Below are 25,862 nucleotides of genomic sequence, written 5' to 3'. Positions count from 1 at the left end.
CATCGCAAGAGGCGGTCGCTGGGTGCGTGGGCCTGGACTCAGGCGTCCGACTTCTCGGGCGATGCCGAGACGCCGGTCAGGTCGCGCCCGGCCAGTTGCAGCGTGGCGGAGGCATTCGCGGGCTGGTCGAAGCGTGCGCCCTGGGTGTACGGGTCGCGCGGGGAATCGACACGGGCACCATCGGTGTAGGGGTCACGCGGCGAGTCGACGCGGGCACCATCGGTGTACGGGTCACGCGGCGAGCTGACGCTGGCGTGGGCCACGGAGGCGAGGCCGCCGAGGCTGCCCAGCACGAGCAGGGCGGTTGCGGAAACGATGCGTTGGGTGCGTGTGGTCATGGGAATCTCTCCATCAGTGAGGGTGCAGCTTTGGGTTTCCTGGCGGCTGCCGCGCATTGCTGGCTGCCTGGAATCAAGCTTAGAGACTCACGCCCCGAAAATCATTTGTACATCCGTCGCCGCCGATAGCGCATTCGTTGCGGGACCTCATCCTTAGGTTTAACTCGCCGCAACCCCGGCCACGACGGCCTGCGTGAGCAGGACGTCGGCGAGGATCATCGCGTCGGCATTGCGCGCACGCGGACGCTGCGGGCGGGGCTTGTAGATGGCATCGCCGGGCTCGATCTGGCGTCCGCTCATCGCGCAGAAGCCCGCCACGCGCGCGAAGGCCGTGCCCCATTGCTGCTCGCCGTAGCGGCAGTGGGTGGCATCGTTCCACGACAGCACAGCGGTGTGCGAATCGGGCATGTAGATGATGCGGATCAGCACGCCGGCCAGATCCTGGCGACCGCAGCGCTGGTAGGACACGGGGCTGCCGGCCGGTTGGTCGGACTGCGCAAACAGCAGCCCGAGTGCCTGCTGCCAGGGGTCGGGGCGGTTGCGCGTGGGCGCAACCTGGTCTGTCACGAGGTTGTCTGCAAGCATGATGGGGCTCCGGGTTGAGGGCGACGGCTGCTCAGGCAGCCTTGCGCTCCAGGCTGCGTTTTACGCGCCAGTTGTAGGGGGTCTCGCCCACAAAGCGCTTGAACACGGTGGTGAAGTGAGATTGCGAGCGGAAGCCGCAATGCATGGCGACGTCGAGAATCGACTGGCCGCTGGCGCTCAGCAGCGACTGCGCATGTTCCACGCGCCGCCGCAGCAGGTATTCGTGCGGCCGCAGGCCGGTGGCGCGGCGGAACTGCGCCGCGAAGTGCATGCGGGTAAGGCCGGTGCTCTGCGCGATATCGGCCAGACCAATCGCTTCGGACAAATGCGCGTCGATGTAGTCCGTGGCACGGCGCAGGCGCCACGGCGGCAGCGGCGCCAGGCTGCCGCCCGGGGCCTCCGTCGCACCGGCCTGGAAATGCCGCGCCACGAGGCGCGAGACGATGGCCAGGCTCACGCTCTCGACGAAGATGCGGCTCGCGCCGGCGTCTTGCACCTGGGTCATCGCCAGGGCCTGGCCGAGCCGTTCGAGCGCCGGATCCTGCAGCAGCTTGGGCGAGTCGAGCACGATGTCGCCGGCATGGGGGCGATCGAACAGGTCGGCGTGGCATTCGGCCAGCACCGCCTGCGTGGCGTAGAGGTGGAGCACGTCGGCGGGCGCCTGGAAGGTGGCGCGCACCGGTACGCCCGGCGCGGTCACCTGCACGGCCCCGGCGGTGACCCGCCCATCCACCAGCGGCCGGCCCGCATGCACGAACGCCAGCGTGGTGCAGCGCAGGTTCATGGCGATGCAGTGGTGGGCGTCGGCGCCGGGATGGGAAACCTGGAACGGTTCGCTGGGCTCGAGCGTCCAGCGCGAGACCGGGATCTGGGCGCCCGTGTCGTGGGAAGGTGCGCGCCACTGCTGCTCGGCGCCGATGAGTCCTGGTGGCGCGGGTAGGCGGGCGGTACTGACCGGGAAGAGCGAAGCGTGATGCATGACGGCCCCTTTGAACTGAACGTTGAAGCGGTTCTGGGCCGCTAGACCCAGCATGGCTTCAAGGTATATCAGGCAAAGAAGGCCGAATAGCCCTACAAACGGTTGCGCACGGTGTCAAATGGTTTGCGCAACTCATACCTTGGTTTAGTCGGCGGGGGGCCGGCCACCAAGGGAAATGGGCTTCCGAAGAAGCAAAACGGGCTTCCGAGGAAGCCCGTCGCCCGCTAGATATTACGCGGTCTCATAAGGATATGCGTTCAGGCGCTGACGGGCGCGCCGCCCGCCGCCGATTCCTTGGCGAACAGGCTCTTGGACGTCGCCACATGGCCGGCCAGCACCGGCCGCAGCACCACGATGGCCAGGAAGGCCGCCGTCAGGTCCATGCCGGCCACGGTGTAGAGCACCGTGGACCACGTGCCGGTGGCCTCCATCATCAGGTTGCCGATCGGCACGAACAGCGCGCCAATCCCCTTCGCCGTGTAGAGCACGCCGTAGATCTTGCCGATGTGCTTGGTGCCGAAGGCGTCGCCGGCCAGTGCCGAGAACAGCGAGTAGACCTCGCCCCAGGCCAGGAACACCACGGCGGACAGGATCAGGAACGCGTACGGGTTGCTGCCGAAGTACCCCAGCGCGATGATCCCGATGCCCTCCAGCGTGAAGGCGATCACCATCGTCTTCTCCCGGCCGATATGGTCCGAGATCCACCCGAACATTGGCCGCGAGATGCCGTTCATGATGCGGTCCAGCATCAGCGCCAGCGGCAGGGCCGCCATCACGAAGAAGTGGAGATCGACCTTGAAGTCCTTGACGCCGAGGTCCTTGGCGATGACGCCAAGCTGGGCCACGGCCATCATGCCCCCCGTCACGACCAGGATGAACATGATGAACATCAGCCAGAACAGCCTGGTGCTCATGGCCTCCTTGAGCGTGTAGTCACGCGTGGCCTGGGCCAGTTTGTTCGACGCCCGGGTTTCCTGGCTACGCGGCGAACGCAGGAACCACGCGGCAACAAACGCGATGGAGCCTTGCAGCACGCCGAAGAAGAAGAACGTGTCCTGGAAGCCGGACGTCTCGATCATCGCCGCGATCGGCAGGATCGTGGCCGCCGAGCCCGCGCCGTAGCCGCCGGCGGTCAGGCCAACCGCCAGCCCGCGCCGGTCCGGGAACCATTTCAGGGCATTGTTGATACAGGTGGCATAGATCGACCCGACGCCAATCCCGCCCACCGCCGCGCCGAAGTAGAAGCCCGCCAGCGTGGTGGCCTGCGAGTTGATGATCCAGGCCGCGCCGATGAACAGTGCGCCGAACGCCACCATCAGGCGCGGGCCGAACTTGTCGATGAAGTAGCCCTCGATCGGCGCGAGCCAGGTCTGGACCAGCACGAACAACGTGAACGCCACCTGGATCTGCGCGCGCGGCCAGCCGTAGGTCTGCTGGATTTCCGGCACGAACAGCGTCCAGGCGTACTGGATGTTGGCCGTGGCGACCATACAGACGACGCCGAAGGCCAGCTGGATCCAGCGGGTCCGTTCCGATGCCTGCTGGTTCGGGGTGAGTGCGGCGGAGGATGGACTAGTCATGGCGCGCTCCCTGGGTGGTTTGTTGTGGCATGTTTTGTCTCCTGTTTCCTGGATGCGATGTGCGCTCGCGAAAAGGAATAAATCGTATGCCGGCCCATTTATCGATTGGGCGGTCAAATACAAAGTATGTGATATACCAGCGCAGCGCAAGATAAAGACGCAGCAGGGTTTTCACCAAATACAGTGATTATCGGAATCAATGCGGCTGGCTCAGATGAGGGACGAATCAATAATGGCAAAAAAAAATGCCCGCAGGCGTCCCGGCGGGCGGAGGCACGTTGCGTGACACCAGTCCGCAGCATGTAGTCGCAGTTATACGCACAAAATAAAGGGCGCGTACGTGGTTTTCCGCCAAATGACAAAAATGTAATGGAGATAATCCAGGCAGGGCGATGGATTAAATCGCAAATTGACGCGATGCGGAAAAATGAAAATACGTGGGAATAAGCGACGGGACGTCGCGCGGGAATAAATGCGGCMAGTCCGATTGATGGATTATCAGCGGGGACGAATCAGATTAACTCATGAATCCGCGCGGCAACGCGCGGCGGGGGCGAGGGAAACCTCAACCCCAGTGCCGCACCCGCCCGGTATCCACGTGCACGAAGTTGTCGCGCGTGTAGAGGCCCACGCCGCCGCCGCCCAGGGACACCGCCGCGTCGCGCAGGTCCGCCAGCGGCACGCCGGGCAGGCGGATGTCGATGGCCATGCCATCCATATGCAGGCTGCGCCGGGCCACGCCACCGCCCCGGGTCTTGCGCAGGCGCTCATTGGTGACCGGGCTGCGGTAGCCGGAAATCACCTCGTACGCCTGCTCGGCGCCCAGCACCCCGCGCAGGTCGGAGAGCAGCCCGAACAGCTTCGGGTCGATGTTGCCCACGTCGCCCGAGTAGTGGTCGCGCAGGAAGCGGTTCAGCGCCTGCTGGGCGTCCGGCAGCACCTGATCACCCATCGCGTAGACCAGCGAGATCTGCTCGCCGGTATGCGTATGCGAGAACGACAGCGCCCGCGCGCCCGGCACGCTGGCCAGCGCCAGACGCGGTACCGACAGCGCTGACAGACCCGCAGCTAAGGCCACACCGCCGGATTGGCGGAGGAAACGGCGACGGGCTGGCGTGTTGTGGGAATACGTCATGGCGATGGCGGCGAAGGGGGCGATGCGCGAAATCGGCGGTTAGGAAGGACGCGCCGGACTGGCGGCAGCATCGGTCGTGGGGCTTTGCCGCCGCACGGCACGCTGCTGTAGCGCCTGATCGAGCACTTTGTCCTGCCCGTAAATGTCAGCGAGGAAGTATACCCGGCCATCGGCCCGCGCAATCGCCGTGCCGTAGGCCAGCACCACTGGCAACGGCGCCTGCAGTGACACCGTGTTCGAGCTGCCCTTGGTCATGGCCTGACGGATGCGCGCCTCGGTMCAGTCCGGCTTGTCCTGCAGGACGAACTTGGCGAGTTCGACCGGCGCCTCCACCCGGATGCAGCCATGGCTGAAGTCGCGCCGGTCGCGCTGGAATAGCTGCGGCGAGGGCGTGTGATGGAGGTAGATGTTCTGGTTGTTCGGAAACACGAACTTGATGTCGCCCAGCGCGTTCAGCGGCCCAGGCCGCTGGCGGATGCGCATCTTGCCGGCCAGCACCGCGCTCAGGTTGGCCTCGTTCAGCGTCGGCACGGCCGTCGTGCCGGACACGAACTCGAAGCCCTGCCGCGTGAAATAGCCCGGATCGCGCCGGAAGTGCGGCACCAGTTCGGCCCGCGCGATGGAGGGCGGCACGTTCCAGTAGGGACTGAACTCGATGTAGCGCATGTCCTCCTCGAACAGCGGCGTGCGCGTGTCCAGCGCCTTGCCGACGATGACCTTCATCTCCAGCCGGATGTCGAGCTTGCCGTCGCGATAGTCATAGGCGCGCAGCACGAATTCCGGCACGTTGACCACGATCATGCGCGGGCTGTCGGCCAGCGGGGTCCAGCGCAGCCGCTCCATGGTCAGCGCGATCTGCCTGACGCGTGCCGACGGGGGCGTATTCAGCTGGGCCAGCGTGCCCTTGCCGATCACCCCATCGGCGGTCATCCCATGACGAGACTGGAAGGTCTTCACGGCCTCCACCAGCGCGCCCTTGTAGCCGTCCGGTGCGGGCGTGCCTGCCGGCAGGTCGCCCAGCGCCGCCAGCCGTTGGGCCAGTTGGGGCAGGGCGCTGTAGGGCTGCCCCGGCGTCAGCTTGCCGCCGGGCGGCGCGGGCAGCGGTGCATTCCACAGCGGCTCGGCGGCCAGCGCGCGATAGCGGGCCAGCGCCGTGCGCAGCGTGCCATAGAGCGGGAACGCCGGCGGCGCTTCGCGAATCGCATCGGGCAGCCGGTTGGCGGCCAAGGCGGCGCGCAGGGTGGCGTCCGGGTCGAACGGCTTTTCCTTCGAGACATCGAAGCCCGCATGCACCTTGCGCGGATCGACGCGCCCCCGGTGCAGATCGGACAGATAGTGTTGCATCGACTGGGTCAACGCCCCGTCGATACGCTCCACGGCTTCCGGCGCCAGCGCGGGTCCGGCAGCGGCCTGCGTGACGATGCGGCCCAGCGACTCGGCATCGTAGTCCTGGGCTTCTAGCCCATCGGCGCCCGCATCGCTCAGTGCCGTCACGGCCTGCCGCGCGGCCTGCGTCGGCTTGCCATCGACAAACCAGAGCGGCTCCGCCCACGCACTGGCCGCGCCGCAGAGCAGCCACGCCACGCAGGTCGCGGCAAGGCGGTAGCGGGCACGGGAGGGGGAAGGGGCGGGCGGTATCGGCGGCGTTACGGCAAATGTCATCGTCATTGGCATGGGCGAGTGCATTGCGGGAACGGGGTATCGTACCCGATCGCCATGCGACGGTCGCTCACCCGGACGGCAATCTCCTCGTMGTGCGTGACCAGCATCAGTGCCGCGCCGGTGTCCGCGCAGGCTTCGAGGATCAGCGCCAGGGTGTCCTGCTGCGTTACCGGGTCCAGCCGCGAGGTGGGTTCGTCGGCGAACAGGAAGGCGGGCGTCAGCAGTAGCGCACGCAGCAGCGCAAAGCGCTGGAGTTCGCCGCCAGACACCGCACCCGGCCGGCGCGCGAGCAGGTTCGGCGCCAGTTTCAGCCGCTTGAGCAGCGGCGCGATGCGCGCCCGGTCGATCCGGTGCAGCGCGGCCAGATCCTCCAGCGCGCGGCCAATGCTGGCATGCGGGGCGAACGCGCCGGCCGGGTCCTGATAAAGTTTTTGATAGCGCACTTTTGCGATCCCATCCGGCCGATGTACCGTGCCGCCGTCCGGTGCGACCAGCCCGAGCAGCACGTTGCCGAGGGTCGATTTGCCGCTGCCGCTGGGCCCGGTGACCGCCAGTCGCTCGCCGGCGTGCAGGGTCAGGTCGAGGGAACGGAACAAGGTCCGGTCGCCGAATTGCTTGGTCACGCCGCACGCGCGCAGGATGTCATCGCCACCGGGCGACGGGGCGGTCAGCGGCGGCCAGTTCGCTGGCTCGGCAGCCACCAGCGCGCGCGTATAGGCATGCCCGGGCGCACCGAGGACCGCCGCGGCGTCTCCCCGTTCGACCAGCTTGCCGTCGAGCATGACCGCCACATCGCCGCCCAGCGCACGGGCCACGGCGATGTCGTGCGTGATCGTCAGCAGCGCGCATCCTTCGCCGAGCGCCGCCTGCAGCCGGGCCACCAGTTCATCGCGCCAGACTCGGTCGAGGCCTTTGGTGGGCTCATCGACAATCAGCACCGGCGCGCCGCCCGCCCGAGTGATGGCGAAGGCCACCCGCTGCGCCATGCCGCCGGACAGCGTCGTCGGCCACGCCTGCGCCGCGTGCGCCATGCCCAGCCCGTGCAGGTCGTGCAAGGCCCGGCGCCACGCCTGCGCGTTGCCGATCCCGGCCAGCGCATGCGTCTCCGCCAGTTGCCGGCCCACCCGCATGGTCGGATCGAGCGCGAACCACGGCTCCTGCGGCAACAGCGCCAGTTGTCGGCCCCACATCGCCCGCCGCGTGGCGGGGTCGGCGGCGTCGCAGCGGCGGCCATCGACCGTGAGGGTGCCGCCCGCGCGCAGGCCGCGCGGCAGCGTGCCCATCAGCGCATGCGCCAGCAGGCTCTTGCCGGAGCCGCTTTCGCCGAGCAGCGTCAGGGCGCGTCCGGCCTCCAGCGTGAACGACACCGGCGCAAGCAGCTGGCCGTCGGCGCTGTCCACGGTCAGCGCATCCACGGCCAGCAGGGGATGGGTGTCGATGCGGGTCATGCGTCGGCCTCCGCCGGCGCGCCGGTCGATACCAGCACCAGCCCCAGGATGGCGATCCCGAGCAGCAGGATCGGCCAGGCGATGATCCACGGCGCCTCCGCCGCATAAGGGAGCAACTCGGTCATCATCAGCCCCAGTTCAGCCGCCGGCGGCTGCGCGCCCAGGCCGACAAAGCCCATCGCCGCCAGCGCCAGCACCGCCGCGCCGGCGCCAAAACTCATCAGCGTGGCCAGCAGCGGCGCCAGCTCGGGCAGCAGATGCCGCCGCACGATATAGCCGGGACCGAAGCCGAGCAGCCGCGCCGCTTCCACATGATGGCTGGCCAGTACCACGCGCGCCGTGGCCCGCGTCACGCGGTAGTACTCGACCCACAGCACCAGCGACAGGCCGACATAGAGCGGCCAGTAGTCGCCCGGCGCGAACGCGCTCAGCAACAACACCAGCAGCAGGCCCGGCAGCGCCAGCACCGCGTCCGCCACGGCGCCGGTCAGGCGCTCGGTCCAGCCGCCGCGCCACGCGGCCAGCAGGCCGAGCAGCGTGCCCGGCACGGCGGCASAGGCCACGCTCAGCAGCGCCAGCCCGAGCGAGAGCCGCGCCGCGCTCKCCAGCCGCGCCAGCATGCTGCGGCCCAGATGGTCGGTGCCGAGCGGCTCGGCCAGTTGCGGCACCTGGAGAATGCCGTAGAGGTTCTGCTCGAACGGGGCGCGCGGCGCCAGCCAGGGGCCGACGATGGCGAACAGCGCCAGCACCAGCAGCAGGGCGGCGCCGGCTTTGCGGCGGGGATGCCAGGTCATCGGCCCCTCCCGATGCGCACGCGCGGATCGATCGCCGCGCAGGCCAGATCCACCAGCGTATTGAGCGCCACGAACAGCAGCCCCATGACCAGCGCCGTGCCCTGGATCATCGGCACGTCCCGCCCGAAGATCGCGTGAACCAGCGCATGGCCGATGCCGGGCCATGCGAACAGCGTCTCGATCACCACCACGCCCTCCACCAGAAAGACCAGTTGCACGCCGAGGTAGGCCACCAGCGGCACGGCGGCATTACGCACGCCGTGGCGCAGCAGCGCGGCCCGGTCAGAGAGCCCCTTGGTGCGCGCGAACAGGAAATACGGCGAGGCGGTCACCGTGGCCATCGCATCACGTGCCACGCGCATCGCCGTGGCGGCGAGGCCCAGCCCCAGCGTGAGCGCCGGAGCGATCAGCGAGCCGTGCGCGGCATCGCCGCCGGCTGGAATCAGGCCGAGTTGGACCGCCAGCACGGCCACCAGCACGATGCCGAGCACGAACGGCGGCAGCGCGCGCAGCAGCACGGACAGCCACAGCGTCAGCCGGTCCAGCCGGCCAGCGGGCCGCAGACCCGCCGCGAAGCCGAKCGGCACGGCGATGGCGCACGACACCGCCAGCGCCGCCAGCGCCAGCGACAGCGTATGGCCCAGTTGATGGGCGATTTCGGCGGCCACCGGCGCGCCCGTCACTGCCGAGACGCCCAGGTCCATCCGCAGCAGGTGCCCCCACCACGCCACGAGGCTCTCGAACCACGGCAGGCCGAGTCCCAGCTCCATGCGCACCGCTTCGGCGGCCTGCGCGGTGACCATGTCGTAGCCATAGCGGCCGGCGGCGATCCGGAACGCCATGTCGCCGGGCAACAGCCGCATCATCAGGAAGCTCACCGTGCCGACCAGCGCAGCCACCACGAGCGCCTGCACGCCACGCTGGAGCACGATGCGGCCAAGCTGGCGCGTGGTGTCGCGCCGGAGGGTGGCGGTAGGCACGGCCACCGGGTCGGCGCCGGGCAACGCGGCGCGGGTCAGGTTTTCCATTGCAGTTGCGTCAGCCGGTAGGAACGTTCGAAGGGATCGATGGACACCCCAGCCAGCCGGGGGCTGGCCGCCAGCGTCTGGCGATACCAGACCACGGGGATCAGCGGCATCGCGTCGTGCAGCGTGTCCGCCACCTGCCGACGCAGCGCCTCGGCGCGCGGGCCTTCCGGCGTGGACGGCAACGCGGCCAGCGCGGCCGTCACCGCCGGCGAAGACCAGCGCATCGGCCCCCAGTCCCCGCCCTGGACCGCGAAGTCCTGCGCCACCGCACCGAAGGCGTCCGGCACCACGCCGAAGTTGCGCGCCAGCAGGCCCACTTCGAGCGTGCCGTCGCGATGCCCGAACGGAATGTCGCTCGAATTGCCCACCGCCACGCGCACCGTCAAGCCCACCTGCCGCCACTGCTCCTGGATGGCGGCGGCGATGACCGGCAGCTCGGGCCGGTCCGGGAAGGTGCGCAGCGTCAGCGCGAGCCGATCCGGGCCGCGCTGCAGGACGCCGTCGGCATCGGGCCGGAAGCCGGCCTCAGCCAGCAGGCCGCACGCGGCGGCAGGGTCGTAGGCCAGCGCAGGGAGTCGCGGATCGTGCCAGCCGGGCAGGGCGGGCGGGAACAACTGGCCTGCCGCCAGCGAAGGATCACGCAGGATGGCACTGGCGATGCCGCGCCGGTCCAGCGCCAGTGCCAGCGCGCGGCGCACTCGCGCATCGGCCAGCAGGGGATGGCTGGCATTGAGCTTCAGCAGCGTGGTGCGGGGAACGGTCACGGCATGCACGGCCACGGCGCGGCCACGCTGGAGCCGTGCGATGCTGCCCGGGTCGAGCCCATAGGCCAGCTGGGCTTGTCCGGCCTCGGCCATCAGCGCGCGCATCTCGGCGCGGCCCACTGACAGATACTCGGCCCGCGTCACGGCTGGCCGGGCGCCGTGCCATCCGTCGAACGCTTCCACGGCGAAGTGCTGCGGCGGCGCGAGTTCGGTCACGCGGTACGGGCCCGATCCGATGATCGCGCGCACCGTGCCGTCGGCGCCGAACGAGGCCGGCGCCAGCACCTGCGTGCTGCTATGGGAGAGCAGGGCTAGCAGGGGGGCGAAGGGGCGCGCGAGCCGGATGCTTACCGCACCGGTTTCGGCATCGATCCCCGCGATGGGCGCCGCACCCAGCACCCCGGCGGCATGGCGGGCGCGTCCGAGGGCAGCGACCACATCGGCGGCCATCACCGGCGTGCCGTCATGGAAACGCGCGCCCGGCCGCAGTGCGAAGCGCCATTGCAGGCCGTCTGGCGACATCTGCCAGCCGGCCGCCAGCCCCGGTACCGGCACGCCGGCCGGGGCGTAGTCGACCAGCGTCTCGGTGACCTGCATGCGCGAGAACAGGTAGCCGTTGCGCAGCGGATCGAGGCTGGACAGCTCCCACGGCCCGATCACGCGCAAGGTCGGCCGCGGCTGCGCGAACACGGCTTTCCCAGCGCCCACCGTCGACACAATCGGTGCCGCCAACGCAGCCTTCAGCAGCCGCCTGCGCTTCCCAATGTTCCCCATGGCGTCAGTAGCTGAGCCGCAGGCCCAGCCGCACCGTGCGGCCCGCGCCCGGCAGCACCCAGACGCTGCTGTAGGAACTGGCGTACCAGGTCTTGTCGAACAGGTTGTCCACGTTCAGCGTCACGCGCACGGTCTTGCTGTACTGCCAGTAGGCCAACAGGTCTGCCAGCGTGTAGGCGGGCAGCGAGAAGCTGTTCTGCGCATCGCCTGACCGTTTGCCGACGTAGCGCACGCCGCCGCCCACGCCGTAGCGCTGGCCGATGGGCGCAGCGTCCTCGTAGACCGCCATCAGGCTGCCGCTGGTGCGCGGGATGTTGAGCAGCGGCGTGCCGACGGGCAGCGTGCTGTCCTCGGTGATCTCGGCGTCGGTATAGGCCAGGTTGCCGCTCAGGCGCCAGTGCTTGCCGAGCTGCCCGGCCACGTCCAGTTCCACGCCCCGGCTGCGCGCCTCGCCGGCGGCCACCGAATAGGACGGATCGACCGGGTTCGCGGTCAGCACGTTGCGCTTGCGGATCTCGTACACCGCCAGCGTGCCGCCGATGCGGCGGTCGTCGCTGTCCACCTTCACGCCGGCCTCCACGGCGCGGCCGTGCTCGGGCGAGAACGCGTTGCCTGCGGCGTCGCTGCCGGCGTTGGGCCGGAACGAGCGGCTGGCGTTGGCGAACAGCGACACGTTGTGGCTGGCCAGATAGGTCAGCCCCACGCGCGGCGACACCGCCGTCTGGTGCTGGCTCGTCTCCGTGCCGCGCAGCCGGTTGTCGAGCGACTGGTTGAACGTATCGAAACGCACGCCCGCCAGCAGCCGCCAGCGCTCGCCCAGCCGCAACTGGTCCTGCGCATAGAGGCCGAGGCTGGTCTGGCGCTCGTAGGTGTCGGTGTTGGGGGCCAGCGCGGGCGGCGTCTGGCCGTACACGGGCTGATAGATGTCGATGGCGTAGGGCGCGGCGGCGCTGGGGTTGCGCCGCAGCTGCACCTGCGTATTGGCGAAGCGGTAGGTGTCGATGCCGACGATCACCTCGTGCCCGACTGGTCCGGTGGTGAACTTGCCGGTCACATCGGCCTGCAGCGACACATCGTCGGACTGATAGTCCCGATAGCGCCGCTGCCGCGTCAGCGTACGGTTGTCCGCCTGCAGCGCGCTCGCCTCGGTCGAATAGCCTTCCAGGCTGCCGCCGCGATAGGCCACGGCCAGCCGGCCCTTCCAGTCGGGCGAGAACTGGTGCTCCACACTCAACTGGTGCGACTGGCTGTCCAGCCGCATCGCGCCGTCATTGGGCTCGCCCAGGAAGCGCGAGCGCGGCACCGCGCCGAGCCGTCCCTGCACCGCCACCACGCCACGGTCCAGCGGCGTGGTGAAGCGCTGGAATTCGCCCGCGTACTGGACGATGGTGTCGGCGCCGAGCATCCACGTCAGGGACGGCGCCACCAGATAGCGCTGGCTGTCGATGAAGTCCCGCGTGCTGCCCTGGTGGTCGGCCACGGCCACCAGCCGGCCTGCCAGCGTCTCGGTAATCGGCCCGGTGAGGTCGGCGGCGGCACGGTAGCCGTCGCGGCTGCCCACCTGGAGATCGTAGGTCTGGCCGGGCTGGAAGCGCGGTTGCTTTGTGACGATGTTGAGGCTGCCGCCGGGCTCGCCGCTGCCATAGAGCGACGAGGTCGGCCCCTTCAGCACCTCCACGCGCTCGATGGTGGCGGCATCGCGCGGGGCGGTGAAGCCCCGGTTTGCCGTGAAGCCGTTGACCAGATAGGCCGCGCCGGTGTTCTCGTTGCCGGAGAAGCCGCGGATCGCGTAGTTGTCCCACAGCCCGCCGAAGCTGTTCTGGCGCGCCACGCCGCTCGCGTAGTCGAAGGTCTGGTCCAGCCGCGTGGCGCCGATATCGTCCAGCAGCGCGCGCGGCAGCACCCGCACGGACTGCGGCACCTCGCGCAGCGGGGTCTCGGTCCGCGTGGCGCCGCTGGCCAGGGCCGGCGCGTAGGCGTCGTCCGCCTGGCTGACCACGGATACCTCGGGCAGGAGCGGGGCGTCGTCGGCCTCGGCGGCAGTGGCGGCCATGGCGGTGGTCGTGACAAGCGCGGCGTAGCGCAGCCGGTGGCGGCGAGCGGAAAAATAACGAGTTCGCATCGGAAAAGATGGTCGGCGAGGGAAAAGGAACAACTTCCTTTTTGCAACAGGGTTGCATTATAGGGAAATTTGCGACGGATACGCCACCACTTTTTCCGCAGATCGACATGCGAAACAACCGCAACAAAACTATTGAAAAGGCCCCCGAAAAAATTGACTTCAGCCGCGCGGGCCGGCGGCGTAGCCTGTGCGGATCCCTATCCTGACCGCCCCCATGCCCGAGCTGGCCGACCTCGTCACGCCTTCGCCGCCCTCGTGGATGCCGCAGACCACTGGCTGGCTCGTGGTGGGACTGGTCATCCTGGCCGGTCTTGCCTGGCTGGGCTGGCGCGCCGGGCGGCGCTGGTATGCCAATCGGCATCGACGCGCGGCGCTGGCGGAGCTGACGCGCTGGACGCCCCAACTGGCTGGCGACGATCGCACCCGGGCCCAGGCCCTGCTGGGGCTGGCCGAACTGCTCAAGCGGGTGGCTTTGGCCGAATGGCCGCGCGAGGCCGTCGCGCCCTTGTCCGGCCCCGGCTGGCACCAATTCCTCCACGCCCACGCGGGCACGGCCGCCGACGCGGTGCCCGGGCTCGCCGCGCTGGTCGATGACGCCGAGTACCGGGGCGCCACCGTGCTGGCCGCGTGGCCGCCGCAACAGGCCCATGCCACAGCCGATGCCTGCCGGCGGTGGATCGCCGCCTACCGTCGGGATAGCCGGGATAGCCGGGATAGCCGGGACTCGCCGCCCAACCGCCAATGATCGTCTTCGCCTATCCGTGGCTGTTCGTGCTGTTGCCCCTGCCGCTGCTGGTCTGGTGGCGGCTGCCGCCGTACCGGGAGCGCAGCGCCTCCGTGCGACTGCCGTTCTTCGAGGAAGTGGCCGATGCGGTCGGCCTGAAGCCGGCCACCGGCGCCCACGTGCCGCGCCGCAACCTCGTCCAGCGCGTATTGGCCCCGATTGCCTGGGCGCTGGTGGTCACGGCGCTGGCCCGGCCGCAGTTCCTGGAGCCCCCTCTATATAAGAAGGAGCCCGTGCGCGACCTGCTGGTGGCGCTGGACCTCTCCCAGTCGATGGACACCCGCGACTTCCGCGATACCGCCGGTGCGCTGGACACCCGCGTGCATGCCGTGCGCCAGGTGGTGGGGGATTTCGTCGCCCACCGCCCCGGCGACCGCATCGGCCTCATCGTCTTCGGCGACGCCCCGTACCCGCTCGCCCCCTTCACGCTGGACCACGCGCTGGTGCGCACGCTGATCGCGGACATGGTGCCCGGCATGGCCGGCGCCAGCACGGCGCTGGGCGATGCCATCGGCCTCGGCATCAAGCTGTTCGACAACAGCCACGCCGCGGAGAAGGTGATGATCGTGCTGACCGATGGCAACGACACCGCCAGCCGCATGCCGCCGGCGCAGGCCGCCGAGATTGCGCGCACGCGCGGGGTGGTGGTGCATACGATCGGCATCGGCGACCCGGCGGCCACGGGCGAGGCCAAGGTCGATCTGGATATGCTCAAGCGCATCGCCAGCAGCACCGGCGGGCGCTATTTCTTCGGCGCCGACCAGAACGCGCTGGCGGCGATCTACGCCACGCTGGACCGCGTTACCCCGCATCAGGAAAAGACGCTGAACTGGCGCCCGCGCCGTGAGTTGTTCATGTGGCCGCTCGGCGTGGCCGTGTTGATCGTGCTGGGCTACCAGCTGGCGATGGCCGTCTACGCGCGCTGGACCTTCCGCGCCGCCCCACGCGCCTCCCGGGAGCCTGCCGCATGAGCGCGCTGTTCGAATCGCTCGCCCAGTTCCACTTCCTGCGCCCGTGGTGGCTGCTGGTGTTGCTGGCCGCCGTGTGGCTGCCGTGGGCGGTGGGGCGGCAGGGGGATGTGCGCCGGCGCTGGCGCGGCACCATCGCCCCGCATCTGCTCGATGCCCTCGTGGTGGGCGAGAAGCGCCGCCGCGCAGTGCGCCCGGTGCATGGGATTGCCGCGCTGCTGGCGCTGGGCGCCATCGCGCTGGCCGGCCCCACCTGGGAGCGCGAGCGCCCGCCGTTCCTGGCTGACAAGGCGCCGCTGGCCATCGCCATCGACCTCGGCACGACCATGGACGCCATCGACGTCAGCCCCACCCGTCTGGAGCGCGCCAAGCTCAAGGTCAAGGCGCTGCTGGCGCACCGCGACGGCGGCCGCACGGCGCTGTACGCCTACGCCGGCTCCACGCATATGGTCCTGCCGCTGACGGACGATGCGGACCTGCTCCAGACCTTCGTCGACGCGCTCCAGACCCGCATCATGCCGGTGCCCGGCAAGGACACCGCGCTGGCCGTGCGCACCGTCGACACGGCGCTCGCCAAGGAGCCGGTGCCCGGCACGATCCTGTTGCTGACCGATGGCGTGGAAGCCGGCGCCGCCAAGGCGATACAGGCGCAGCACGGCAGCCGGCGCACGCAGGTGGTGGTGCTCGCCATCGGCACGGCGGAGGGCGGGCCGCTGCGCGCGGGCGACGGCGCCGCGCCGGGGCTCGATGCCGATGGCCTGCACGCGCTGCGGGACAGCGGTATCCCGGTGGCCACGCTGACCACGGACAGCGACGCCGATGTGGCCTGGGTGCAGCGCCACGTGCAATCGCATGTGGAGCAGACCCACGCCAGTGACACGCAGCGCTGGCGCGACGCCGGCTGGCCCCTGACCATCCCCATCGCGCTGCTGGCGGTGCTGTGGTTCCGGAAGGGCTGGTCCGTGCGATGGATCGCCGGGCTGGCCGTGGCGATGGCGCTTGGCGCGCCGCCTGCGCCTGCACAGGCTCAGGCTCCAGCCCAGGCCGAAGAGAAATCATGGACCTGGGCCGACCTCTGGCTCACCCCCGACCAGCAAGGCCGGCGCGCGTTCGAACGTGGCGATTACGCTATCGCCGCGCAGCGCTTCACCGATCCGATGTGGCGCGGCGTGGCCTACTACCGCAACGGCCAGTACGCGGAGGCCGCGCGCGCCTTCGGGCAGGTCAACACKACGGATGGCCAGTTCAACCTCGGCAACGCGCTGGCGCGGCAGGAAAAATATAAGGAAGCCTCGGCGCGCTATCGGCTGGTGCTGCAACAGCGGCCCGGCTGGCAGCCGGCGCAGAAAAACCTCGCGCTGATGACGCAGATGCTGGCGCGCAAGCCGCCCCCGCAGAGCGACGAGGAGTCGCCCGACATCCCGCCAGACAAAATCGTCKACGACCCGAGCAAGCCCCCACCGCCGCCCAGCGACCAGACCCAGCAGATGGGCCGCGTGCAGCAGAATGCCGAGATGTGGATGCGGGCGATCCAGACCTCGCCCACGGAGCTGCTGGCGCGCAAGTTCGCGCTGCAGGAGGGCAAGCCATGAGCGGGTGCCGGATGCGTCACGCCGTGGGCGTGGTCCTGCTGTGTGCCGCTACGCTCGCCCACGCGGCCGGGCCCACTGTGCACGTGAAGGTGGTCGGGCCGCAGCCGGTGGTGGCGGGCCAGTCGGTGCAGGTGGAAGTCACCGTGCTTGCGCCGAATTTCTTCCTGTCCGCGCCGGCCTTCCCGGTGCTGCAGATCCCGGGCGCGGTGGTGACCATGCCCGACGACCGTGGCATCAACTCCACCGAGACCATCGACGGCGCCAGCTTCGCAGGCATCCGCAAGACCTACGTGGTCACGCCGCAGGGCGCCGGGGACTTCGCGCTGCCGCCCATCGAGTTCCGCTTCACCCACGCCGGGAGCGATGGCAAACCGCAGGCGGCCACCGTCACGCTGCCGCCGACGACGATCCACGCCAGCGGGCAGGCGGGAAAGAGCGGGCAGGGCACGGCGACGCTTCCGGCTGGCGCGCTCCAGGTGACCCAGCAGTTCGACAAGCCCATCGACGAGAACACCAAGCTGCGCGCTGGCGACGCGCTGGTGCGCACCATCACCATCGTCGCGCCGGGCACCCCAGCGATGATGATCGCCCCGCCGGCCCCGCCCGCCCTTCAGCCGCCGCGCGGCGTGCGCCAGTTCCGTGCCGATCCGGTCCTGCAGGACGACGCCTCCGGTGGGCGCCGCATCGAAACCATTACCTATGTGTTCGAGGACAGCGGCCGCCACACCTTGCCGGCGGTGCCAGTGAGCTGGTACGACGCCGCCACGGGAAGGCGCGCGGCCTCGACGGCCCCGGCGGTGACCGTGATCGTGGCGCGCGCGGCACCCGGGCTGGGGCTGTCGCCGTCGGGCGGGCTGGCATGGCGCCCGCCGGCCTGGCTCGACGAGATCGACTGGCGCATGACCGGCGCCATCGTCCTCGCGGTGCTGGTGCTGGGCTACGGGATCTGGCGATGGCGTAGGGGGCACGGTGCCGTCAGTGCCGCATGGCGCGCCCGCTGGCATCGCACCACGGAGACGTGCAGCAACCTCTGGCACCGCTCCGGCCTGCCGCCGCTGAATCCCGGCCAAGGTCCCGGCCAGGACTAGTTCTTTTCCGAAATCATTCAGATCGCACAAAAAAAGTTTGCATTCCTTTCGCTGCATGGAGCCTGCAAACTCCTCAGTGTTCACTGAAGTGCACTGGACGAGGGGTGGCATGTCACAGGGGCAGCGAGGGAAAGCTAAGTTGGGTGCGAAGGTGGCCCATGAATCCACATGGCGCGGCCGACTCTGGCTGGTGGCCCTGGCGGGCGCGATGGCGCTGGCTGGCGCGGGTGGCTCGTACTGGTATGCCTCGCGCAGCGGTCCAGGCGCGGGTGCGGGTGCATCGGCCGTCAAGCCGGGCGATGGCATCAGCGGGCCGCTCGGCATGGTCCATGTGCCCGGCGGCGAGTTCCTGATGGGCAGCGACCACAAGATGGCCCAGCCCAATGAACGTCCGGCCCACAAGGTGCGCGTGCCGGGCTTCTGGATGGACCAGCATCACGTCACCAATGCCGAATTCCGCAAGTTCGTCACCGCCACGGGCTACCTGACCACGGCCGAGCGCGCGCCTGACTGGGAGACCATGAAGGTCCAGCTTCCGTCCGGCACGCCGCGTCCGCCCGATAGCGCGATGGTGGCCGGCGCGATGGTCTTCGTCGCCACCAACGGCCCGGTGCCGCTGCGCGAGAACTGGCGCTGGTGGCGCTTCGTGCCCGGTGCGGACTGGCGCCATCCCACCGGCCCCGGCAGCAGCATCGAGGGCAAGGACGATCATCCCGTGGTGCAGGTGTCCTATGAGGACGCCGAGGCCTACGCCAAATGGGCCGGCAAGCGCCTGCCGACCGAGGCCGAATGGGAATTCGCGGCGCGCGGCGGGCTGGAGCAGGCCACCTACGCCTGGGGCGATCAGTTCGCGCCGGATGGCCGCCAGATGGCCAACGTCTGGCAGGGCCAGCAGGTGCAGCCGTTCCCGGTGGTCAGCGCCAAGGCCGGCGGCGCGGCGGGCACCAGCCCCGTGCGCACCTTCCCGGCCAACGGGTACGGGCTCTATGACATGACCGGCAATGCGTGGCAGTGGGTGGCCGACTGGTATCGCGCCGACCAGTTCCGCCGCGAGGCCGCCGAGATGAAGACCGTGGTGCTCAACCCGGCCGGCCCCCGTGACTCCTGGGACCCGAGCKAACCCGGCGTGCCCGTGAAGGCGCCCCGGCGCGTCACGCGCGGCGGCTCCTTCCTCTGCAACGAGGACTTCTGCCTGAGCTACCGCCCCAGCGCGCGGCGCGGCACGGACCCGTACACCAGCATGTCGCACCTCGGCTTCCGGCTCGTGATGGATGACAGCCGATGGACAGCCCTGCGCAAGCAGCCCGCCACGGCGATGCAGCCCCCGCCCCAGGACAGCGCGATGCCCCTGTCCGCCCAACTTTCCTCAACCGGAGTCAATCGATGAACGCGAAAGGACTTCCCTCGCAGCGGGCTACGGCGCGCCGCTGGCAACTCGCGGCCACGGCCGTCGTCGCGGCGCTCGCGATAGCGGGCTGTAAGCGGGCCGATGAGAACAAGCCTGCCGAGACGCAGGCCCCGGCCGCCCCGGCTGCTCAGGCCCCGGCCCCGGCAGCGCCGCCGCCCGTGACATCGACGACACCTGCCCCCACCACCCCCGTCCCGGCCACCGCCCCGGCGCAGGGCGCCTCGCCGGTGGCCGCCGCCCCGGCTGGCGCACGCAGCGGCAAGCCCAACATCGTCGTGATCTTTGGCGACGATGTCGGCCTCGGCAACGTCAGCGCGTTCAGCCACGGCGTGGTCGGCTACAAGACGCCGAACATCGACCGCATCGCCAAGGAAGGGATGATGCTGACCGACTACTACGCCGAGAACAGCTGCACGGCGGGCCGCTCCACCTTCATCACCGGACAGACCGTGTTCCGCACCGGGCTCTCCAAGGTGGGCCTGCCAGGCGCGCCGGTGGGCCTGCAGGACCGCGACATCACCATCGCCCAGGCCCTCAAGCCGCTGGGCTACAACACCGCACAGTTCGGCAAGAACCACCTGGGCGACCAGGACCGCTTCCTGCCCACCAAGCACGGCTTCGACGAGTTCTTTGGCAACCTGTACCACCTGAACGCCGAGGAGGAACCCGAGCGCCCGTACTGGCCCAAGGACAACCCCGACTTCCTCAAGTACTACAACCCGCGCGGCGTGATCCACAGCACGGCGGACGGCAAGATCGAGGACACCGGGCCGCTGAACCGCAAGCGCATGGAGACCATCGACGACGAAACCACCGGCGCGGCGATCCAGTACATCCAGAAGCAGGCGCAGGGGGACAAGCCGTTCTTCCTGTGGATGAACTTCACGCGCATGCACCTGTTCACGCACGTGCGCCCCGAGTACCGCGGCAAGGCCGGGCTGGGCGGCGGCCACGAGTACGCGGACGGCATGTGGGAGATGGACCAGAACGTGGGCAAGCTGCTCAAGTCGATCGATGACGCCGGCATCACCAACAACACCATCGTGGTCTACACCACGGACAACGGGCCGAACTTCTTCACCTGGCCGGACGCCGCCAATACGCCGTTCCGCAGCGAGAAGGATTCGAACTGGGAAGGCGCCTACCGGGTCCCGGCGATGATCCGCTGGCCGGGGAAGATCCAGCCGGGCACGGTTTCCAACGGGCTGATGTCCGGGCTCGACTGGTTCCCCACGCTGCTGGCCGCCGCCGGTGATGGTGATGTGAAGGATCGCCTGGTCAAGGGCACCACGCTGGGCGGCAAGAGCGCCAAGGTGCACCTGGACGGCTACAACCAGTTGCCGATGCTGACTGGCCAGACCGAGAAAAGCGCGCGTAACGAGTTCTTCTACTTCAACGACGATGCCGAACTCGTGGCCATGCGCTATGACGTGCTCACGCAGGGCGCCACCCAGCCCACCGCGTGGAAGGTGGTGTTCTGCGAGCAGCGGGCGCGGGGCGGTTTCGAGGTCTGGAAGGAGCCGTTCACCTGCCTGCGCGCGCCAAAGTACTTCAACCTGCGCATGGACCCCTACGAGCGCGCGGACACCGGGCCGACCAATCTTTACCACCAGCTCGAAACCGAGAACCCGTACCTGTTCATCGAGGGTAACCGGCGCGCCATCCAGTTCCTGCAGACCTTTGTCGACTATCCGCCCAGCCAGTTGCCGGCCAGCTTCACGATTGACCAGGCCGAGGCAAGCGTGAAACGCAAGGTGGCCGAGCAGATGGCCAAGGCGCAGTCCGCCCAACCGCCGAAGAAGTGACGGCGGCGGACCGGAAGCTGGAACCCGCCATGGGCGCGCGCCAGAGTCGTGGCACGCGCACCGCCGCCCAGGCGGCGGTGCGGGCCGGCACGGCCTGGCGGGTGCCCGCCGCGCTGCTGGTCCTGTCCGGCGCGGCCGGGCTGGTCTATCAGGTCCTGTGGGTCAAGCAGCTCTCGCTGGTGCTCGGCGTGGATGTGCACGCCGTCACCGTCGGCGTCAGCGCGTTCTTCGCCGGGCTGGCGCTGGGCGGCTGGACCATTGGCCGATGGGCCGACCGCGCCGCTTCGCCCTGGCGGCTCTACCTGTGGCTGGAATGCGCGATTGCCGTGCTGGCGCTGGGCGCTACCCTGGCGCTGGCCCACGCGGCGGCGCCGTTCGCGTGGCTGGAAACCCGCGCCGGCATCGTGGCGTGGGCCTTGCCCGTGCTGCTGGTGGCCCTGCCGGCGGTAGCCATGGGCGGCACCATGCCCGTGCTGCTGCGCGCGATCCGTCCTTCCGGAGAACTTGGCGCCCATGGCGGGCGGCTCTATGCCGCCAATACCGCCGGGGCGATTGCCGGCACGCTGCTGGCGGCGTTCGTCGCCATTCCGCTGCTCGGTGTGTTCGGCAGCGCCTGCGCGGCGGCAGGGCTGAACCTGCTGGCTGGTGCCGGGGCGCTCTGGCAGAGCCGGCGGGTGCAGGCCGTCGCTGTTGCCTCTCCTTCGCCATCCATCGCGCCTGCCACGGGCACCGCGCAGCGGCGGCTGGCGCTGGGGCTCTACGCCGTGGCGGGCGGCATCGCGCTGGGCTACGAAGTGGTCTGGTCACAGGCCATCGTCCAATTCCTGAGTACGCGGGCGTTTGCCTTCGCGGTGGTGCTGGCGACTTATCTGGCCGGGCTGGTGCTGGGCAGCGCGCTGGTGGCGCGCCGCGTGGACCGTTCGCGTGACCCGTGGAGTGCCTTCGCGCTGCTGGTGGTCGGGGCGGGGCTGGTGGCGCTGGTCGAATTCGCGTGGCTCGGGGAATGGCTGCCGGCCCTGCAATCCGCCGCCTACGCGCGGGTGCTGGAGGGCACGGGCAACCTGCTCGTCGCCTCCAGCGCGCGCTTTGCCGTGGCGGCGCTGTGCATCGTCTTCGTGCCCACCGTGTTGCTGGGCGCGGCGTTTCCGTACGCGGTGCGGCTCTCGGTCGATCCGGCACGGGTCGGGGCCGGGCTGGGCGCCGTGCTGGCGCTCAACACGCTGGGCGGCATCKCCGGATCGGTGCTGGCGGGCGTGGTGCTGGTGCCGTGGATTGGCGTGGTGCATACGCTGGGCGTGCTCGCTGCCGCCAGCGCGCTGGTAGCCGTGCTGGCGATGGCCTTTGGCGATGGCGTCACGCGTCGCGCCCGGGTGGCGATTCCGCTGCTGGCCGTGATCACGCTGATGGTGGCCGTGGCCACGCCCGCAGACCGGCTGGCTCGCCTGCTGGCGCAGGCGCGTGGCGGCGAACTGGTGTTCTACGAGGAAAGCCGGGGCGCCACGGTGGCCGTGGTCGAGCAGGCCAAGGGCACGCAGAGCTTCCGGCGGCTCTATATCCAAGGGGTGTCGAACTCGGGCGATACCATGACGTCGCTGCGCTATATGCGCCTGCAGGCGCTGTTGCCGCTGATCGTCCACAACGGCACGCCGCGCTCGGCGCTGGTGATCGGGCTCGGCACCGGCATTACCGCCGGCGCGCTGCTCCAGTACCCGGGCCTGGAACACCGCGTGGTGGCGGAGCTGCTGCCAGCCGTGGTGCGCGCCGCGCCGAACTTCCGGGGCAATTTCGACGCCAGCCACGACAAGCGCATCGACATCCGCCTGCGCGACGGCCGCCGCGAACTGCTGCAGGGCACGCAGCGCTACGACCTCGTCACGCTGGAGCCGCCGCCGCCGTCCGCGAGCGGCGTGGTCAACCTCTATTCGCGCGAGTTCTACCAGTTGGCCGCCAGCCGCCTGCAACCGGGCGGCATCGTCGCCCAGTGGCTGCCGCTGCCGACCCAGAACCGCGACGACACCCGCTCGCTGGTGCGCAGCTTCCTCGACGTCTTCCCGCATGCCTCGCTCTGGACTACCGAACTCCACGAGATGCTGCTGGTGGGCTCGGCCGAACCGCTGAAGCTCGATGCGCCGACGATCGCCGCCCGCTTCCAGCAGCCCGAAGTCGCCAGCGCGCTGCGCGCCGTCGGCGTGGCCTCGCCGGCGGCACTGCTGGCCACCTACATTACGGACCGCGATGGCCTCGACTGGTTTGCCGGCGATGCCCCCGCCGTGACCGATGACCGCCCGCGCATCGAGTACACCGGCTGGGTGCGCCAGAAGGCGTTCGTGCCAGTGCTGCGCGAGCTGCTGGCGCTGCAATCGGACCCGCCGCTCACCGGCGGCGACGATGCCCTGCAACAGGCGATCCGCCGGGAGCGCGACAACCTCCAGACCTTCTACGCCGCCGGCCTGGACGCCTACGAGGGCAACCGGCAGGCCTGGAGCCACCACATCACCGAGGCGATCCAGGCCGACCCCGACAATCCCTACTACCGCTGGTTCACCGGAGGCGGCCGATGAGTGCCCGCGACGACATCCTCACGCTGCAGGCCCGCATGGGCGAGTCCATCGTCGGGCAGGCGCGCATGATCGAACGGCTGCTGCTCGGCCTGCTGGCGGATGGCCACCTGCTGGTGGAGGGCCTGCCGGGGCTGGCCAAGACCCGGGCGATCAAGAGCCTGGCGCGCCATCTGGACGCGCGGCTCTCGCGCATCCAGTTCACGCCCGACCTGCTGCCGGCCGACATCACCGGCTCCGATATCTATGTGACGGACGCCGGCCGGGGCGACTTCCGCTTCCAGGCCGGGCCGATCTTCGCCAACCTGATCCTCGCCGACGAGGTCAACCGCTCGCCCGCCAAGGTGCAGGCCGCGCTGCTAGAAGCCATGGAGGAGCGGCAGGTGACCGTGGGGGGCCAGACACACAAGCTCGAGCCGCTGTTCCTGGTCATGGCGACGCAGAACCCGATCGAGCAGGAGGGCACTTATCCGCTGCCCGAGGCGCAGATGGACCGCTTCCTGATGCATGTGAACGTGGGCTACCCCGAGGCCAGCGCGGAGGCCGAGATCATCCGGCTGGCGCGCAGCGAGGAAGCGCCGCCGCCGCAGGCCGCTGGTGGCGCCACGGCGGACAAGCTCTCGCCCGAGTCCGTGTTCGCGGCGCGGGCGGCCATCCACGGCATTGCCGTCAGTGAGCCGGTGGAGCGCTATATCGTCGCGCTGGTGCAGGCCACGCGTGACCCGGGCCAGTTCGACGATGACCTCAAGCGCTGGATTCAGGTGGGCGTGAGCCCGCGCGGGTCGATCGGGCTGGACAAGGTGGCGCGCGCCATCGCCTGGCTGCGCGGGCGCGATCACGTGACCCCGGACGATGTGCAGGCCGTGGTGCACGACGTGTTCCGCCATCGGCTGATCCTGTCCTACGAGGCCCACGCCGCGTCCGTCAGCGCCGATGCGGTGATCGACCGCCTGCTGCAACGCGTGGCCGTGGCCTGACAGCCACCCCACCATGCCGCGCGACTTCGCCGCCCGCGACCGAGCCGCCACCGGTGCCGGCGCGGCCCCCTCGACCGCCACGCCGGGCGTCAACGTCGACATGAACGCGCTGGCCGCCCTGGAGGCCACGGCCCGCGACTTCCACTTCCGCACGCGCCAGCCGGTGCACAGCCTGCTGTCCGGCCGGCACGGCTCACGGGTGCGCGGGCGCGGGCTGGCCTTCGAGGAGGTGCGCGGCTACCTGCCCGGCGACGATGTGCGGACCATGGACTGGCGCGTGACGGCGCGCACCGGCAAGCCGCACGTGCGCGTCTATGCCGAGGAGAAGGAGCGCCCGGTGCTGCTGGTGGTGGACCAGCGCATGAACATGTTCTTCGGCAGCCGGCGCGCGATGAAATCGGTCGTGGCGGCAGAAGTGGCCGCACTGGCCGCGTGGCGCATCGTGGCCGATGGTGATCGCGTCGGCGGCATCCTGTTCGGCGATACCGACCTGACCGCCAGCGCGCCGCGCCGCAGCCGGGATGCCGTGCTGCACCTGCTGGGCGATCTCGTCGCCCATAACCGCCGCCTGCATGCCGAGGCAACCGCCCGGCGCGGCGCCGACCAGTTCAACGCAGCGCTGGAGCGCGCGGTGCGGCTGGCGGGCCACGACCATCTCGTCATCGTCATCAGCGACTTCGACGGCGCCGACGACCGCACGCGCCGGCTGATGCTGGCGCTGCGCAGCCGTAATGACGTGCTGTCGGTGCTGGTCTACGACCCCTTCCTGCTGGAGTTGCCCGATTCCGGCCACCTCGTGGTCAGCGACGGCGAGCTGCAGGTGGAACTAGGCTTCGGCCGCGCCGCGCTGCGTGACCAGATCGGCAGCTTCGCCAGCCAGCACAGCCAGGCGCTGTTCGACTGGCACCACGGCATCGGCGTGCCGCTGCTGCCGGTTTCCGCCGCCGAGGACGTGGCGGTGCAGCTGCGGCGGCTGTTGGGGTAGCTAGCACGCGCAACGCGATAGCCATATGCGACAAGTCTCATTTTTGCGGGACGGTCGACCTTCGACAAGAAACGGCTGAATAGTCGGGCAAGGCCGTTTTCCCCCCATGGAAAAGTGTTTACCGTGCAGCGCGCGGGGCGTCGCATCGCCCCTGCCGCCAGTTCAAACACGCGAACCTTGGGGACCTGACGTCTATGGCCATCGAAAAGACATGCGGCTACTGCGACAAGCGTGGCCTGCTCATCCTGCCCGTGCGCTATGCCGTCGCGCCCATCGACATGGGGCTGCCGGCAGTTACCGCGCCCTTGAAGGTCGAAGACACCGCCCGCAGCGTCGGCAAAGGCCAGAAGCAGGACCTGACGCTGCATGGCAGCGCGCGCTACACGACCCGCTTGCTACGCTGCGGCTACCTGTATGTGTATGACGAAAAACGCGATCGAATGGACGCTTACTGGATCTCAGAGGATGGCTACTACGATGGCTACTAC

The 25,862-nt window shown here is 69.6% G+C and carries 21 protein-coding genes; 10 read left to right on the top strand and 11 right to left on the bottom strand.

What is annotated here, in order from left to right; all coding sequences use genetic code 11:
• Positions 1–38 precede the first annotated feature (38 nt).
• The 11 genes from AC1EJR_RS19545 to AC1EJR_RS19495 form a co-directional block, all read right to left on the bottom strand.
• A complete protein-coding gene (locus AC1EJR_RS19545; protein ID WP_441593209.1) occupies positions 39–338 on the bottom strand; it encodes a hypothetical protein in 300 nt (99 codons plus the stop codon).
• Between the two features lie 159 nt (positions 339–497).
• Positions 498–923, bottom strand: a complete 426-nt coding sequence (locus AC1EJR_RS19540) for a DUF3331 domain-containing protein (protein ID WP_477147428.1) — start codon at positions 921–923, stop codon at positions 498–500.
• Positions 924–954: 31 nt separating this feature from the next.
• Positions 955–1,902, bottom strand: coding sequence for a helix-turn-helix transcriptional regulator (locus AC1EJR_RS19535; RefSeq protein ID WP_092296846.1), 948 nt, complete (start codon positions 1,900–1,902; stop codon positions 955–957).
• Positions 1,903–2,159: 257 nt separating this feature from the next.
• Positions 2,160–3,482: an oxalate/formate MFS antiporter gene (oxlT, locus tag AC1EJR_RS19530; protein ID WP_441593207.1), complete on the bottom strand. Its 1,323-nt coding sequence runs from the start codon at positions 3,480–3,482 to the stop codon at positions 2,160–2,162.
• Positions 3,483–4,047: 565 nt separating this feature from the next.
• Positions 4,048–4,617 carry a YcbK family protein gene (locus AC1EJR_RS19525; protein ID WP_441593205.1) on the bottom strand — a complete coding sequence of 190 codons (570 nt, stop codon included), beginning with the start codon at positions 4,615–4,617 and terminating at the stop codon, positions 4,048–4,050.
• Positions 4,618–4,656: 39 nt separating this feature from the next.
• On the bottom strand, positions 4,657–6,279 hold the full coding sequence (locus tag AC1EJR_RS19520; RefSeq protein ID WP_477147427.1) for a L,D-transpeptidase family protein: 1,623 nt from the start codon (positions 6,277–6,279) through the stop codon (positions 4,657–4,659).
• A 2-nt stretch (positions 6,280–6,281) separates the two neighbouring features.
• A complete protein-coding gene (locus AC1EJR_RS19515; protein ID WP_477147426.1) occupies positions 6,282–7,727 on the bottom strand; it encodes an ABC transporter ATP-binding protein in 1,446 nt (481 codons plus the stop codon).
• The gene (locus AC1EJR_RS19510) at positions 7,724–8,521 is read right to left on the bottom strand and encodes an ABC transporter permease (protein ID WP_477147425.1); all 798 of its coding nucleotides are present in this window, start codon (positions 8,519–8,521) and stop codon (positions 7,724–7,726) included. Before AC1EJR_RS19510 ends, AC1EJR_RS19515 begins: the two co-directional genes overlap by 4 nt.
• On the bottom strand, positions 8,518–9,549 hold the full coding sequence (locus AC1EJR_RS19505) for an ABC transporter permease (RefSeq protein WP_477147424.1): 1,032 nt from the start codon (positions 9,547–9,549) through the stop codon (positions 8,518–8,520). The genes AC1EJR_RS19510 and AC1EJR_RS19505 overlap by 4 nt, the downstream gene beginning before the upstream one ends.
• Entirely contained in the window at positions 9,537–11,003 is a 1,467-nt protein-coding gene (locus AC1EJR_RS19500; RefSeq protein ID WP_477113498.1) for an ABC transporter substrate-binding protein, read from the bottom strand. The genes AC1EJR_RS19505 and AC1EJR_RS19500 overlap by 13 nt, the downstream gene beginning before the upstream one ends.
• Positions 11,004–11,091: 88 nt before the next feature.
• Positions 11,092–13,140: a TonB-dependent siderophore receptor gene (locus AC1EJR_RS19495; protein ID WP_477105473.1), complete on the bottom strand. Its 2,049-nt coding sequence runs from the start codon at positions 13,138–13,140 to the stop codon at positions 11,092–11,094.
• Between the two features lie 256 nt (positions 13,141–13,396).
• Here AC1EJR_RS19495 and AC1EJR_RS19490 point away from each other — a divergent pair, with 256 nt between their 5' ends.
• The 10 genes from AC1EJR_RS19490 to AC1EJR_RS19445 form a co-directional block, all read left to right on the top strand.
• Positions 13,397–13,954 carry a DUF4381 domain-containing protein gene (locus tag AC1EJR_RS19490; RefSeq protein ID WP_477113499.1) on the top strand — a complete coding sequence of 186 codons (558 nt, stop codon included), beginning with the start codon at positions 13,397–13,399 and terminating at the stop codon, positions 13,952–13,954.
• Positions 13,951–14,964 (top strand): vWA domain-containing protein, encoded by a 1,014-nt coding sequence (locus AC1EJR_RS19485; protein ID WP_477113500.1) that lies wholly within the window; start codon positions 13,951–13,953, stop codon positions 14,962–14,964. Before AC1EJR_RS19490 ends, AC1EJR_RS19485 begins: the two co-directional genes overlap by 4 nt.
• Positions 14,961–16,553 (top strand): vWA domain-containing protein, encoded by a 1,593-nt coding sequence (locus tag AC1EJR_RS19480; protein ID WP_477147423.1) that lies wholly within the window; start codon positions 14,961–14,963, stop codon positions 16,551–16,553. Before AC1EJR_RS19485 ends, AC1EJR_RS19480 begins: the two co-directional genes overlap by 4 nt.
• On the top strand, positions 16,550–17,641 hold the full coding sequence (locus AC1EJR_RS19475; protein WP_477113502.1) for a BatD family protein: 1,092 nt from the start codon (positions 16,550–16,552) through the stop codon (positions 17,639–17,641). The genes AC1EJR_RS19480 and AC1EJR_RS19475 overlap by 4 nt, the downstream gene beginning before the upstream one ends.
• 208 nt (positions 17,642–17,849) lie before the next feature.
• The gene (locus AC1EJR_RS19470) at positions 17,850–19,028 is read left to right on the top strand and encodes a formylglycine-generating enzyme family protein (protein WP_477147461.1); all 1,179 of its coding nucleotides are present in this window, start codon (positions 17,850–17,852) and stop codon (positions 19,026–19,028) included.
• Positions 19,025–20,854 carry an arylsulfatase gene (locus AC1EJR_RS19465; RefSeq protein WP_441593188.1) on the top strand — a complete coding sequence of 610 codons (1,830 nt, stop codon included), beginning with the start codon at positions 19,025–19,027 and terminating at the stop codon, positions 20,852–20,854. The genes AC1EJR_RS19470 and AC1EJR_RS19465 overlap by 4 nt, the downstream gene beginning before the upstream one ends.
• A gap of 29 nt (positions 20,855–20,883) precedes the next feature.
• A complete protein-coding gene (locus tag AC1EJR_RS19460; RefSeq protein ID WP_477147422.1) occupies positions 20,884–23,415 on the top strand; it encodes a fused MFS/spermidine synthase in 2,532 nt (843 codons plus the stop codon).
• Complete coding sequence (locus AC1EJR_RS19455) at positions 23,412–24,389, top strand: AAA family ATPase (protein ID WP_477113503.1); 978 nt, start codon at positions 23,412–23,414, stop codon at positions 24,387–24,389. The genes AC1EJR_RS19460 and AC1EJR_RS19455 overlap by 4 nt, the downstream gene beginning before the upstream one ends.
• A gap of 13 nt (positions 24,390–24,402) precedes the next feature.
• Positions 24,403–25,374 carry a DUF58 domain-containing protein gene (locus AC1EJR_RS19450; protein WP_441593182.1) on the top strand — a complete coding sequence of 324 codons (972 nt, stop codon included), beginning with the start codon at positions 24,403–24,405 and terminating at the stop codon, positions 25,372–25,374.
• Between the two features lie 194 nt (positions 25,375–25,568).
• Positions 25,569–25,862 (top strand): toxin VasX (locus AC1EJR_RS19445; protein WP_477147421.1); only part of this gene is annotated, 294 nt, incomplete at its 3' end.

The organism is Cupriavidus sp. 05T42 (assembly GCF_056396345.1).
Note: the sequence above shows the minus strand (reverse complement) of the source record. Positions and strands in the feature narration are given on the sequence as shown.